Raw genomic sequence first — 13,929 nt, forward strand, 5'->3', positions numbered from 1 at the left:
CTGAGCATAGCATATTCCGTTCCGGCCCCGCCACGGCTTTTGCAAAACTGGTCGGATTTGGCGCAAAACCCGCAGGGGCTTCAGGGGTCCTCCCGGCGGAGCAGCTGGGCCAGGTAGGTGCGGGCGGCGTCGGCGTCCCCCCGCTCCAGAAAGCCCTGGAGCACCAGCAGTTCGTTCTTGGCGTCGTGGCGGGCGATGCGCAGTTTGCCGATGGCCTCCATCTGGTCCCGCAGCATGCGGTAGAGATGCCGCTCCTGCATGGCGATGGCCGCCATCTCCCGCAGAGTGTGCCGCCGCTGCAGCCAGTAGGCCCCGAAGGCCGCCGGCACCGCCAGGCAGATCAGCGCCGTCATGAAGAGCAGCGTATCCAGGGCCGAGCCCTGCCACCAGTTACCCATGGGTTTCCTCCTTGGCGGGCAGGCAGACCATGGCGGTGGCCACCGCCATGCCCTGCCCGTATTCCAGTGTATAGCTGCCGTCGTAGCGGGCGGCGATCTCCCGCAAAATCTTCTGCCCGAAGCCGTGGCCCGGGCCCTGCTGCCGCACCGGCCGGGGGCCCATGGTGTTTTCCACCGTGACGCAGAGCCGCCCCGCCACCGTGACGAACCGCACATCCACCGTTCCCGGCCGGGGCCCCGCGGCCGCCGCCGTCACGGCGTTGCTCAAAAGATTGTACAGCAGGCTGGCCAGGTCCACCGGGGGCAGCGTGCAGTCCCGGGGCAGCGTTCCCCGGATGTTCAGCGCCACCCCGGCTTCGGTGCAGCGGCGGGCCGCCTCGGCCAGCGAAACATCCGCCACCGGGTTGTCGGCGTAGCGCCGGGCTGCCTGGCTCTCCTGCCGGGTCAGCGCCCGCACCTTGTCCAGAGCCGCCTGGGTGCTACCTTCCGCCAGCAGGGCGTCCAGCGCTTCCAGGTTTTCCCGGTGGGCCGCATGGAGCGTGCGCAGCTCGGTGAGGCTGCGCTGCTGGGTTTCCACCGCCCGCTGGTGCATGGCCTCCCGGGCCGCCGCGATGGCCACCGTCTGCTTGGCCTGCCGCCGCAGCAGCCAGAAAAACACCGCCGCCAGCAAAAGGCCCAGCTCCGCCACCCGCCAGGAGAGGATGGCCGCCGTTTCCAGCCGGCTGTCCCCCTGGAGGGACTGGCGGGCCTGGTCCAGGTTGAAGAGCAGGTTCACCGCCGGGGAGGCCGCCGCCAGCGCCGTGTAGACCGGCCCGGGCAGCTTTTCCACCAGACGGGCCAGCCGGTCGGTGATGAGCACCGCCAGCCCGCAGGCCAGCGCCGACGCCGCCAGGAACATCACCTGCCACACCGGCCGCAGGGGCAGGCCGGTCTGGAGCAGCAGGATGATGGGCGGCATGATGAAGACGCTCTGGATGCACACATAGGGAAACAGCACAAAGAGCCTTCGCCGCCAGTCGCCGCCGAAACAGTACCACAAAAGCACCGGCAGCATCAGCGCCATCACGGTGCCGTGGAGAATGGCCAGGCTGCGGCCGTCGTTGGTGTACTGCCAGTAGAAATCGATCACCGGCTTGATGCCCAGCAGCACCGCGCAGTACAGCGCAAAAAGGGCGTGCCGCCGGGGACTGCGGGGGGTGAGCAGGAACCGTATGGCGTACACCCCGAAAATGTAGGCGGGCACCACCGGCAGGGCGCTGACCAGCACGATCTCCAGGGCGGCGCTCACGGCAGGTCCTCCCGGGGGACGGGCTGCAGCGTATCGGCGTAGGCCAGAAAGCTGCGTCGCACCGCCGTCTGGTAACTGCGGCTGATGGGCACCTTCGCCCCGCCCGCCATCCGCAGTTCGGTCTTGTCGTACCGCTCCACGAAGGGCCAGTGCACGGCGTAGCTCTTGTGGGTCTGGCAGAAGGCCACCGGGTCCAGCCGGGCCAGCAGCGCCCGGCCCAGGGCAATGCCGTCCTGGCCCGGCATCTGGATGTCCAGCACCGCCACGTCAAAGGGCCGCTCTTCCGCCGCCGCCAGCAGCGTGCCGCCCTCCCGGCAGCAGACCAGCTCGTGGGGCAGGTCGGCCAGCGCACCGCGGAGCAGCGCTTCCTCCTGCGCCAGCAGGGCGGGGGTATCGTCGCACAGCGCGATGCGCAAAGGGGCGGGCGTGTCCATGGGAGGTCCTCCTTTTTCGGGGATGATTTGTTTCATTATACCATAATCGCCCCCGCCGGGGAAGTTTTGCCTGCGGATTTTGCGTCAAATCCTGCGGGTTTTGCACAGCCACTGGCGCTGCGGCCGCCGCCATGGTACACTGTAGGTAACTATCACAAAAAACGGCGGTCCCGCCGCCCGAAGGAGGTATCCTATGCGCAACCATACCCTCTCTGCTTTGGTGCTGTCCGGTCTGCTGCTGGCCGGCTGCGGCCGCACCCCCACCGCGACGCCCACCGTCACGGCGGAACCTGCCACCGCCGAGGCGGCAGCCTCCCCCGAATCCGCCGCCCCCGTGGCGGCCGAACCTGCCGCTCCCGCTGCCACCGAACAGCCCCAGGCCGTGGCCACCTGGGTGGTGGAGCCCACCCTGGAGGCCGACAACATCGACGTGCTGCGCCAGCAGCGGGGCACCGCCAACGAGCAGGACTACAACGCCTTCGCCATGCACAAGGACGACGGGCTCTGCCTTATCGTCCAGGGCGGCCGCATGGGCCTCATCGACTACGACGGCAACCTGGTGGCCCCCGCCCAGTACGACACGGTGGAGCTGGGCATGTACGGGCGGTATGTGCTGTCCAACGGCGGCGGCGAGTTTTCCGGTGGGTCCTCCTGGACGCTGGAGAACAACCAGCTGGTATCCCTGGCCGGGGCCTCCATGGTGGACACGGTGGGCACCGCCCCCAACCGGGTGCTCTACTGGGTGCCCGAGCGGGATTCGATGTACATCAGCGGCGGCGCCGACACCTGGCTGGAAGCCCCCTATACCGCCGCCACCCCCTGCGCCGGGTGGGTGGTGACCAGGATCGAGGACGAGTGCGCCACCGAATGGGACGGCTACGTCCTCACCGACGGCACCCGGCCGGTGTCGGACACTCACTACGAGGACGCCGGGGCCTTCAGCAGCGGGCTGATCCCCATGTGCCAGGGCGGCAAGTGGGGCTACCTGAACGCCCGGGGCGAGACGGTGCTGCCCTTTGAGTTTGACGCCTGCTGGGACCAGTCCTCCTTCCAGGATCCGCTGCCCTACGCCGCCACCGAGGGCTGCGTGGTGGTCTGCCGGGAAGGGCAGTACGCCCTCTACGACGTGGCGGGCAACTGCCTCATCGACTTCGGCCAGTACGAGGCGCTGCGCCCCGTGCATGACGGCAAGCTGTGGGCCAGGCAGGGCGGCAAGTGGGGCGTGCTGGCGCTGACCACGCCGCCCACCCTGCCGGCGGAGGACCGCTACCCCGCCGCCGGTGTGACGGTGGCCCCCGACGCCGAGGATTCCGGCGCGGCGGTGGCCGATGCGGACGGCGGCCTGGTGCTGCGGGCCGGCCCCGGCACCGACACGCTGCGGCTGGGACTGATCCCCTACGGCACCCGGCTGTGGATCAGCGGCGCCTCCTCCACGGTGGAGGGCTGGGTCTATGTGGACCAGGGCGGCTGGGTGAGTTCCGAGTACCTTGTGCGCAGCTGACCGCGTTTTTCCTCTTTTTCCCATATGAATGCCCGCCGCCGGTATGCCTTGCATCCCGGCGGCGGGTTTGCTATACTGAAAAAAAATCCGCTGCGTTTCCAAGGGAAGGGAGTTGCTCAACATGGCACACTGGCGTCAAGCGTTGCATCTGGAGCCGCCCCAGGGCTGGCTCAACGACCCCAACGGGCTGTGCTTTTTCGGGGGACAATACCACGTCTTTTTCCAGTACGCCCCGCTGGGGGCGGAGGGTTCCGGCCCCAAGGGCTGGGGCCACTGGCAGAGCGCCGACCTGCTGCACTGGACCTTCGCGGGCATGCCGCTGCGGCCCGACACACCCTGGGACCAGAGCGGGGCCTATTCGGGCTGCGCGGTGCCCTTTGGCGACACGCTGCGGCTCTACTACACCGGCAACGTGAAGCACCCCGGCCCCTACGACTACATCCACGAGGGCCGGGAATCCAACACCCTGCTGGTGGAGACCCCCGACGGCCTGCAGATGGGCCCCAAGGAGCGGCTGATGGAAAGTGGGGACTATCCGGCGGACTGCTCCCTCCATGTGCGGGACCCCAAGGTCTGGCGGGAGGATGGCCTTTGGAAGATGCTGCTGGGCGCCCGCAGTCTTGCGGACGCCGGGCGGGCGCTGCTCTACCACAGCACCGACGGCCGGGCCTGGACCCTGGCCCGGGTGCTGGAACTTTCCCCCGCCTTCGGCTATATGTGGGAGTGCCCCGACACCTTCACGGTGGGCGGACGGCGGTGGCTGGGCGTCTGCCCCCAGGGTCTGCCCCACGGCGAGACGGAAAACCAGAACCAGTACCAGAGCGGCTGGTTTGCCCTGGCGGGCGACCTGGAAACGGGGACGATCTCCGGCTTCACCGAGTGGGACAAGGGCTTTGACTTCTACGCCCCCCAGACGCTGGAAGCCCCCGACGGCCGGGTGCTGCTCGTGGGCTGGATGGGCATGCCCGACGCCGACTACCGCAACCCCACCGCCGCCCTGGGCTGGCAGCACTGTCTGACGCTGCCCCGGGAACTGGAAGCGGACGGCGGCGGCCTGCGCCAGCGGCCTTTGCGGGAGCTGGACGCCCTGGCGGAAGGTACCCCCTTTGCGCTGAACGGCGAAACCCGCACGGTGCCGCTGCCCTTCCGGCTGCGGATGGCGGCGGAGGGCGACTTCACGCTGACGCTGGCGGGCGGGCTGACCTTTACCCGCCGGGACGACGCCGGGCTGCTGGAACTGCGCTTTACAGACGACGCCCTGGGCGGCGGGCGTACAGTACGCCGGGCCCGGTGGGCGGGCGGCCCGCTGACGGTGGACCTGGTGGCGGACCGGTCGGCGCTGGAATTCTACTGCGACGGCGGCCGGCTGGTCTTTGCCACCCGGTGGTATCCCGGGGACCCCGCCGTGCCGGTGGCACTGCAGGGCGCCGAAGCCACCGTGCAGACGCTGGGGTCCATGACCTTCACCCTGTAAACCCTTCTGTACCCTTCACGGCTCTGCGCCTCCTTGCGAGGCGCGGGGCCTTTTTTTGCGCCCGGGCCCGGAATACTGCACAAAAGAAACGTCAAAAATTTGTGTGTTTCACGAATGGAATTGGCCGTTGCCCTCGTGTACAATAGTTTTGCAAGTGCAAGAATACGAATTCACGGAGGATGTTCCATGATTACCATGGCGGAGATCGCCCGGCTGACCCATGTGTCCCAGCCCACGGTTTCCCGGGTGCTCAACGGCAACCCCAAGGTATCGCCGGAGATCCGGGAGCGGGTGCTGGCCTGCGCCCGGGAGCACGATTACCAGCTCAACGCCCTGGCCAAGGGGCTGACGGGCGGCCCCACCCATCTGTTGGGGGTGCTGGTCACCGATATTTCCAACGGTTTCTTCGCCGACCTGGCCAAGGAGATCGAGACCGCCGCCCGGGAGCAGGGCTACAGCATCCTGCTCTTCAACAGCGACTACGACCCCGACCGGGAGCAGGAATACCTGGACGTGGTGCGGCGCTACCGGGTGGACGGCGTGCTGGCGGTGCCCATCCGGGAGACAAGCCCCCAGTGGTACGACTACGTGCAGCGGCTGGACGTGCCGGTGGTGACCATCACCCGCCGGGCCGAGGGGCTGGATTCCTTCTATGCGGACCACGCCGCCGCGGGGGCCCGGGTGGCGGCCTATCTGGCCGGGCAGGGCTATGAGCGGTTCCTCTTCATCGGCAAGGACTACGACGGCAAGTACGTGGGGTTCCGCCGCTGGCTGGAGGAAGAGGGCAAGGGCGATGCCGTGACCAACCGGGTGCTGACCGGCCACGAGGAATTCCGCCGGGAGCTGGCCGACTGGCTGGCCCAGAGCAGCGGCCGGGCGGCCGTCTTTGCGGGCAACGACATCTACGCCCTGCAGGCGCTGGACATCCTGCGCGCGCTGGGCGTTTCGGTGCCCGGCCAGGTGGGGGTCATGGGATTTGACGACACCTTCATGGGGCGGTATCTCAACCCCCGGCTGTCCACCGTGCGGCAGCCCACCGCCCAAATGGCCCGGGATGCCGTCCAGTGGCTTCTGGACCGCATCGAACATCCCGGCCCCCGGCCGCCCGAACTGCGGGCCTATGACGCAGAGCTGGTGCCGCGGGAAAGCACCTGAATCTCCCTTTTCCCCGGGAAATTCCGGGGTTTCTCCGTGATTGTGAATACGTATTCACAATCAGGTTTCTCACGGTTTGACGGTTTCCTCCGGCGAGGGGCCGTACAATAAATTCTCCTTTCAGAAAGGATAGAGTGCTATGGATTACAAGAAAGTAGCCCAGGAAATCTACGACAAAGTGGGACGAAAAGAGAACATTGTCTCGGCGGCCCACTGCGCCACCCGGCTGCGTCTGGTGCTGGTGGACAACGCCAAGTGCGACGCCAAGGCCGTGGAGAACATCGAGGGCGTCAAGGGCGTGTTCAGCGCGTCGGGCCAGCTGCAGGTCATTCTGGGCACCGGCGTGGTGGACAAGGTCTATGACGAGTTCATCGCCATCGCGGGCATCAGCGCCGCCACCAAGGACGAGGTGAAGGCGGCGGCCGCCGCCCGCCAGAACCCCTTCAAGCGGGCCATCAAGACGCTGGGCGACATCTTTGTGCCCATCATCCCTGCCATCGTGGCCAGCGGCTTCCTCATGGGCATCATGGAAGCGCTGAACTTCATGGTGAACAACAACTTCCTCAGCATCGACACCTCCGGGTCCATCTATGTGTTCGCCAACCTGTTCTCCAACACGGCCTACACCTTCCTGCCCATCCTCATCGCCTACAGCGCCGCCAAGGCCTTCGGCGGCAACCCCTACCTGGGCGCCGTCATCGGCATGATGATGATCCACCCCAACCTCCAGAACGCCTGGACCGTGGCCACCGAGGGCGTCCATCAGACCCAGAGCGTCTGGTTCGGCCTGTACAAGGTGAACATGGTGGGCTACCAGGGCCACGTCATCCCGGTCATCATCGCCGTGTGGGTCATGTGCTTTTTGGAAAAACGGCTGCACAAGATCGTTCCCGCCATGTTTGACCTCTTCGTCACCCCGCTGGTCAGCGTCTTTGTCACCGGCTACCTGACCTTCTCCATCATCGGACCCATCTTCGTGGCCATCGAAAACGGCATCATCGGCGGCATCCAGACGCTGCTCACCCTGCCCTTCGGCATCGGCAGCCTCATCATGGGCGGCCTCTACTCCACCACCGTGGTGGCCGGTATCCATCATATGTACACCGTCATTGATATGGGCCAGCTGTCCATGTACGGCGTCACCTACTGGCTGCCCCTGGCCTCCGCCGCCAACATGGGCCAGGGCGCTGCCACCCTGGCCGTGGCTCTCAAGAGCCGCAACGGCAAGACCAAGTCCCTGGCCCTGCCCTCCGCCTTCTCCTGCTTCATGGGCATCACCGAACCCGCCATCTTCGGCGTCAACCTGCGCTTCTTCAAGCCCTTTGTCTGCGGTGCCATCGGCGGCGCCGCGGGTGCCATGTACGCCTCCCTGGTCCATCTGGGCGCCAGCGGCACCGGCGTCACCGGCATCTTCGGCCTGCTGCTCTGCCTGCAGCATCCCCTGGAGTATATCATCATGGCGGCCATCACCATCGCGGTGGCCTTCGCCCTGACCTGGATGTTCGGCTACAAGGACCCCGCCCCCGAGGCTGCCGAGGCCGACAAGCCCCAGACGGACGCCCAGCCCGCCGTGACCTGCGCCCCCCGCACCGTCTATGCGCCGGTGGCCGGTGAGGCCGTGCCCTCCGAGGAGATCCCCGACGAGACCTTTGCCGCCGGTGTGCTGGGCCGGGGCGCCGGCATCCGCCCCGACGGCGAGACCATCGTGGCCCCCTTTGACGGCACCATCTCCTCGGTGACCGACACCCACCACGCGGTGGGCATCACCTCCCCCGACGGCATGGAACTGCTGATCCACGTGGGAGTGGACACCGTGGACATGAAGGGGGACGGCTTCGCCTGCCTGGTGCAGGAGGGCCAGACCGTGAAGGCCGGCGACAAACTGCTGACCTTTGACCGCAAGAAGATCGCCGCCGCGGGCCATCCCGACATGGTGGCCGTGCTGCTGACCAACGCCGACGACTTCGGCGCCATGACGGTGCACTCCGGCCCCTGCCAGGCTTTGCAGCCCCTGATGGAAGTAGCCCCCGCCGACGCCCAATAACCAAAGATGCTGCTGCGCCCTGCCGGGATGCCCGGCAGGGCCTGCGGCGTTTTGCACAACAGGAGGAATTGCCGTGCTGCACGATTTTTTGCACCTGAAAGCGCCGGGCCACTGGATCAACGACCCCAACGGCTTCATTTATTATAAAGGAAAGTACCATCTGTTCTACCAGCACTTTCCCTACCTGCCCCGCTGGGGCACCATGCACTGGGGCCACGCGGTGAGCGACGACCTGGTCCACTGGGAGCACCGGGGCATCGCCCTCTACCCCAGCAAGGCCTACGACCGCAACGGCGTGTTTTCCGGCACGGCGGTGGAGGTGGACGGTGCGCTGCGCCTTTACTACACCGCCGTGCGCTACGACGAGGAAAACCCCGACAACGTCCACCGGGCGCTGGACAACCGCTTTGCGGCCAGCCAGGCGCTGGTGATCTCCCCCGACGGGGAAACCTTCGACAACCTGGACGCCAAGCGCCAGGTGCTGCCGGTGATGGCGGGGGGCGCCGCGGGCGATCCCCAGAACACCCGGGACCCCAAGGTCTGGCGGGCGGCGGACGGCAGCTTCCGGATGGTGCTGGGCAGCACCTGGAAGGGCATCGGCCAGCTGCTTTTCTACCGCAGCCCGGACGGCCTGACCTGGACCGCCGCCGGGCGGTTCGGCGACGAGGCCCTGGGCACCACGCTGGAATGCCCCGACCTCTTCTGCCTGGAGGGGCGGTGGGTGCTGCTGGGCTCCCCCATGGGCATCACGGCGGACGGGCTGGCCTACCCCGACCAGTCCACCTGGATGCCGGTGACCTTTGACGAAACCACCTGCACGCTGGCCCTGGAGGGCCGCCCCACCTTTGTGGACTGGGGCCTTGACCTCTACGCCCCCCAGACCACCCTGGACGCCGAAGGCCGGCGGGTGCTCATCGGCTGGATACGGATGCCCGGCCCGGTCACCGATGCCCCCGACGGCCGCGCCCCCTGGCGGGGCATGATGAGCCTGCCCCGGCTGGTCTGCTGGCGGGACGGGCAGCTCTGCTTCCCGGTGCACCCCAACGTGACGGCCTGCTTCACCGAACCGGCCCAGGGCCTTGCCCCGCTGGCCGACCACCGGCCGGTGCGGCTGCAGGGCAAACTGCGGGACGGCCAGGGCTGGAACATCGGCGGGCTGCGCATCCGGCGGGAGGGGGACCGCCTTCTCACCGACCGCAGCGAGGTGTTCGGCGGCCTGACGGGCTACCGCCTCACCGCCGAGGCCCCCGCCGGGACGGCCGCGGCCTGCGCCCTGGACGTATTTGTGGAGGAGAACCTGGTGGAGATCTTCCTGGACGGCGGCCGGGCCGTGGTCAGCCTGGTGGTGCGCGGGCTGGGGGATACCCTGGCCGGCGACTTTGACGCCGTGACCACCGTCCGTGACAACTGACAAAAACAAATGCCAAAATTTGTGGGGTTTCCACAAAGGCCGGTCCTCTGCCCCGGGGCTTGACTTTCCGGGGCGGGGCCTTTATAATCAAGGCGACCTGTTTTCCGGAGGAGGGTGTACCATGGGCCAGCGCTGCATCGCCAACGAATGTCTGGGCACCACCGGGTTCAGCTACACCCTGTCCCTCATCAACGGCAAATACAAAATGACCATCCTCTACACCCTGATGGAGTTCGGGGTGGTCCGCTTCAATGAGATGAAAAAGTATATCGGGGGCATCTCCTACAAGACGCTGAGCGCCACCCTCAAGGAACTGGAAGCCGACGGGCTGGTCCATCGTGAGGAATACCCCCAGATCCCGCCCAAGGTGGAGTACAGCCTGACGCCCCGGGGACGTTCCCTGATCCCCATTCTGGACGGCATGTGCGAGTGGGGCGACAAAAACCGCCTGCCCTGAACCCCCGCGAACCGAAAAGCAAACAGCGCCGGAATTTGTGGGTTTTCCACAGATTCCGGCGCTTTGCTGTCCTTCAGGGAATGACGATGCGCGCCTGATCCGCCGAAACCTTCGCTCCCTTTACAGGGTATCCCTCTTACAGTATGATATCCTGTATAAGAATGTATGCATCCTTCGCCCGGGGGGAAAGATGCTGTCGGCAGGGTTTTCTCCGGCGGCGGCAGGACCGCGGCGCCGGACGGGATGCGCAAAGGCAGGAGTCTTTTATGAAACAGACCGAAAAAAACGCCCCGCGGCTGACGCTGCGCCCCGGGGACTTTGTGGCGGCGGCGCTGGTCCTGCTGGCCGCCGCGGCGCTGCTTGTGTATTTTGCCCTGGGCCGCCACGGCACCGCCGCCACCGTGCAGGTCTGGCAGGACGGGGTGCTCCAGGCGGAGTACCCCCTGGCCGTGAACCGGGAATTCGTGGTGGGGGGCGACTACCACAACACCGTATGCATTGAAAACGGCCGGGTCTGCATCCTGGACGCCGACTGTCCCGGGCAGGACTGCGTCAAGAGCGGCTGGCAGCAGGAATCCGGCCGCAGCATCGTCTGCCTGCCCAACCGGCTGGAACTGCGGCTGGTGGGCGGCTCCGGCGCCCCCGAAGTGGACGGCGTCACCGGATAGGAGGTCACACCATGAACAAGACACAGCGTCTGGCCCGGGCCGCCCTGCTCACCGCCCTGGCCCTGGGGCTTTCCTGGATGGAGCGGTTCATCCCGCTGCAGCTGCTGGTGCCGCTGCCCGGCATCAAGCTGGGGCTGGCCAACCTGGTCACCCTCTTCGCCCTCTATTTCCTGGGCGGGCGGATGGCGCTGGCCATCCTCTGCGTGCGCTGTCTGCTGGGTTCCCTCTTCGGGGGCGGCGTCACCGCCTTCTGTTTCTCCATCATCGGCGGACTGCTGGCCCTGGCCGTCATGGCCCTGGCGCGGCGGCTGCCCGTGCTCTCGGTGTACGGCGTGAGCATCCTGGGCGCCGCCGCCCACCATGTGGGCCAGATCCTCGTGGCCGTGGCGCTGCTGCGCTCCGGCTATGTGGTGGCCTACCTGCCCTTTCTGTTGCTGGTGGCCATCGCCACAGGCTTTCTCACCGGCGCCATCTCGTCGGCCCTCTTCCGGGCGATGCTGGCCGCCGATCTACCCTTTCTCTCACAAGGAGGCCCCTCATGCTGATGCAATTTGTTGAATTCATCCTGCCGCCCCTCATCGCCATCCTGGAACTCATGGGCATCTTTGTGGTGGCGGTCTCTGCGGCCATCGCCTTCTGGCGGTATCTCAAAGGGCTGCTCTTCCACGCCCAGGGGGACGTGAAGTTCGCCCTGGCCAACGGCCTTGCCACCAGCCTGGAATTCAAAATGGCGGCGGAAATCCTCAAAACGGTGCTGGTACGGGAGATGAACGAACTCATGGTACTGGGCGCCGTCATCCTATTGCGGGCACTGCTCTCATTTCTCATCCATTTTGAAATGAAGCAGATTGACCATACTGAATCATAAATGCAGGAGGCACTACCCATGAAAAAACTGTTCGCAATGATCCTGGCCGGAACGCTGGCCGCGGGCACCCTTTCCGCCTGCGGCAGCACCGCTGTCGTGGCGGTACCCCAGCCGGAGACCTCGGCGCCCCCCGCCAGTGAACCCACCACCCCGGCTCCCCAGACCGGCGAGAGCGCCGGAGAGGGTGCCGTAAAGACCGGCCTTTACCTGGGCACCGACCTTTCCAGCAGCAAGCCCGCCGCCGACGGCGAGGACGGCCTGGCCCAGGCCAACATCAACCTGGTGGCCGTGACCATCTCGGAGGACGGCGTCATCGACGAGTGCGTCATCGACGCCGTGCAGTCCAAGGTAAACTTTGACGCCGCCGGCGCCATCACCACCGACCTTTCCGCCCCCGTCTCTTCCAAGAACGAGCTGGGCGACGCCTACGGCATGAAGAAGGCCAGCGCCATCGGCAAGGAGTGGAACGAGCAGGTCCAGGCCCTGGCCGACTACGTGGAGGGCAAGACGCTGGATGAAATCCGCGGCATCGCCGTGACCGAGGACGGCAAGGCCGGGGAGGCTGATCTGGCCGCCTCGGTGACCATCTCCATCGCGGGCTATCTGGACGCCATCGAGGAGGCCGCCGCCAGCGCCACCTACCTGGGCGCCATGGCGGGGGATACGCTGTATCTCACCTCCACCACCAGCCTGGCGGACAGCAAGGACGCCTCCGCCGAGGGGGACGGCCTTGCCCAGGCCTACACCACGGCGGCCGCCATCACGATGAACGGCGACACCATCACCAGCTGCGCCATCGACGCTGTGCAGGCCAACGTGAACTTTGACACCGCCGGCGCCATCACCACCGACCTGACCGCCCCCGTGCTGACCAAGAACCAGCTGGGCGACGATTACGGCATGAAGAAGGCCAGCGCCATCGGCAAGGAATGGTACGAGCAGGCCGCCGCCTTCGGCGCCTACGTGGCGGGCAAGACCCCCGACGAGGTGGCCGGTCTCGCCGTGACCGAGGAGGGCAAGGCCGGTGACGCCGACCTGGCCGCCTCGGTGACCATCTCCATCGGCGACTTCCAGACCCTGGTGGCCAAGGCCGGGGCCTGAACCTGACATGCCGGATGGTCCCGAAAAGGACCGTCCCCCAACCGGAAAGCAGAGATTCTATGAAGCGATTGTTCCCTTTGCTGCTGGCGGTGCTGCTGCTCTTCGGCTGCGCCGCCGCCCCGGCAACGTCCCCGGCCACCGCCGAGACCGCCGGGCCGCAGCGCTACCAGGCCACCTTCCTGACCCTCTTTGACACGGTCACCACCATCGTGGGCTACGCCGGCAGCAAGGCGGATTTCACCGCCACGGCCCAGGGTATCCACGACGAGCTGCTGGAATACCACCAGCTCTACGACATCTACAACGACTACGAGGGGATGACCAACCTCAAGACCGTCAACGACCGCGCCGGACAGGGCCCGGTGGCGGTGGACCGGAAGATCCTCGACCTGCTGCTCTTCAGCAAGGAGCTCTACGCCGAAACCGGCGGCCGGGTGAACATCGCCATGGGCAGCGTTTTAAGCCTGTGGCACGACGCCCGGGAGGCGGGCATCGCCGACCCCGAGGCCGCCGCCCTGCCCGACGACGACGCCCTGAAAGAAGCCGCCGCCCACACCGATATTAACAGCATCCAGATCGATGAGGAGGCGGGCACGGTGTATTTTACAGACCCGGAGGTGCGTCTCGACGTGGGGGCCATCGCCAAGGGCTACGCCGCCCAGCGGGTGTGCGAGAACGCCCCCGAGGGGCTGCTCATCAGCATCGGCGGCAACGTCTGCGCCACCGGCCCCAAGCCGGACAGCGGCCAGCCCTGGGTGGTGGGCATCGAGGACCCCGACGACACCAGCCGGTATCTCCACACGCTCTATGTGGACGACTACGCCGTGGTGACCAGCGGGGACTACCAGCGGTACTACACGGTGGACGGTGTGGTCTACCACCACATCATCGACCCCGACACCCTCTACCCCGCCCGCTATTGGCGGGCCGTCACCATCCTCTGCCCCGACTCCGGCCTGGCCGACGCCCTCTCCACCGCCCTGTTCACCCTGCCCCAGCAGGAAGGCCAGGCGCTGCTGGACCGCTTTGACGCCGAGGCTATGTGGGTGCAGTCGGACGGAACCCTAGTGTACAGTCCCGGATTCCGGGATCATATCCGCGTATAGTTTCCAACACTCCCAGTAATTGAG

At 66.7% G+C, this 13,929-nt stretch carries 14 protein-coding genes; 11 read left to right on the forward strand and 3 right to left on the reverse strand.

Annotated elements, in window-relative coordinates:
* Positions 1–80: 80 nt before the first annotated feature.
* From ABGT73_RS12405 to ABGT73_RS12415, 3 genes are read right to left on the reverse strand one after another with little or no spacing between them, the layout of a single operon-like run.
* Positions 81–398 (reverse strand): hypothetical protein, encoded by a 318-nt coding sequence (locus ABGT73_RS12405; RefSeq protein ID WP_346669976.1) that lies wholly within the window; start codon positions 396–398, stop codon positions 81–83.
* Positions 391–1,686, reverse strand: coding sequence for an ATP-binding protein (locus tag ABGT73_RS12410; protein ID WP_346669977.1), 1,296 nt, complete (start codon positions 1,684–1,686; stop codon positions 391–393). Before ABGT73_RS12410 ends, ABGT73_RS12405 begins: the two co-directional genes overlap by 8 nt.
* Entirely contained in the window at positions 1,683–2,120 is a 438-nt protein-coding gene (locus ABGT73_RS12415; protein WP_346669978.1) for a response regulator, read from the reverse strand. The genes ABGT73_RS12410 and ABGT73_RS12415 overlap by 4 nt, the downstream gene beginning before the upstream one ends.
* Before the next feature lie 193 nt (positions 2,121–2,313).
* Between ABGT73_RS12415 and ABGT73_RS12420 the strand changes: the two genes are divergently transcribed.
* The 11 genes from ABGT73_RS12420 (at position 2,314) to ABGT73_RS12470 (ending at position 13,905) form a co-directional block, all read left to right on the forward strand.
* The gene (locus ABGT73_RS12420; RefSeq protein ID WP_346669979.1) at positions 2,314–3,621 is read left to right on the forward strand and encodes a WG repeat-containing protein; all 1,308 of its coding nucleotides are present in this window, start codon (positions 2,314–2,316) and stop codon (positions 3,619–3,621) included.
* A 121-nt stretch (positions 3,622–3,742) separates the two neighbouring features.
* The gene (locus ABGT73_RS12425) at positions 3,743–5,095 is read left to right on the forward strand and encodes a glycoside hydrolase family 32 protein (protein WP_346669980.1); all 1,353 of its coding nucleotides are present in this window, start codon (positions 3,743–3,745) and stop codon (positions 5,093–5,095) included.
* A gap of 186 nt (positions 5,096–5,281) precedes the next feature.
* Positions 5,282–6,250, forward strand: coding sequence for a LacI family DNA-binding transcriptional regulator (locus ABGT73_RS12430; protein ID WP_346669981.1), 969 nt, complete (start codon positions 5,282–5,284; stop codon positions 6,248–6,250).
* 139 nt (positions 6,251–6,389) lie between these two features.
* Complete coding sequence (locus ABGT73_RS12435; protein WP_346669982.1) at positions 6,390–8,294, forward strand: glucose PTS transporter subunit IIA; 1,905 nt, start codon at positions 6,390–6,392, stop codon at positions 8,292–8,294.
* Positions 8,295–8,367: 73 nt separating this feature from the next.
* A complete protein-coding gene (locus ABGT73_RS12440; RefSeq protein ID WP_346669983.1) occupies positions 8,368–9,705 on the forward strand; it encodes a glycoside hydrolase family 32 protein in 1,338 nt (445 codons plus the stop codon).
* A gap of 121 nt (positions 9,706–9,826) precedes the next feature.
* Entirely contained in the window at positions 9,827–10,162 is a 336-nt protein-coding gene (locus tag ABGT73_RS12445) for a helix-turn-helix domain-containing protein (protein ID WP_346669984.1), read from the forward strand.
* 266 nt (positions 10,163–10,428) lie between these two features.
* Positions 10,429–10,830, forward strand: a complete 402-nt coding sequence (locus ABGT73_RS12450) for a NusG domain II-containing protein (protein ID WP_346669985.1) — start codon at positions 10,429–10,431, stop codon at positions 10,828–10,830.
* Between the two features lie 11 nt (positions 10,831–10,841).
* The gene (locus ABGT73_RS12455; RefSeq protein ID WP_346669986.1) at positions 10,842–11,375 is read left to right on the forward strand and encodes a Gx transporter family protein; all 534 of its coding nucleotides are present in this window, start codon (positions 10,842–10,844) and stop codon (positions 11,373–11,375) included.
* Positions 11,369–11,698, forward strand: coding sequence for a DUF1622 domain-containing protein (locus ABGT73_RS12460; RefSeq protein WP_346669987.1), 330 nt, complete (start codon positions 11,369–11,371; stop codon positions 11,696–11,698). Before ABGT73_RS12455 ends, ABGT73_RS12460 begins: the two co-directional genes overlap by 7 nt.
* A gap of 18 nt (positions 11,699–11,716) precedes the next feature.
* A complete protein-coding gene (locus ABGT73_RS12465) occupies positions 11,717–12,799 on the forward strand; it encodes a hypothetical protein (protein ID WP_346669988.1) in 1,083 nt (360 codons plus the stop codon).
* Between the two features lie 59 nt (positions 12,800–12,858).
* Entirely contained in the window at positions 12,859–13,905 is a 1,047-nt protein-coding gene (locus tag ABGT73_RS12470; protein ID WP_346669989.1) for an FAD:protein FMN transferase, read from the forward strand.
* Positions 13,906–13,929 lie beyond the last annotated feature (24 nt).

This window comes from uncultured Subdoligranulum sp. (genome assembly GCF_963931595.1).
Taxonomy (GTDB): Bacteria; Bacillota; Clostridia; order Oscillospirales; family Ruminococcaceae; genus Gemmiger.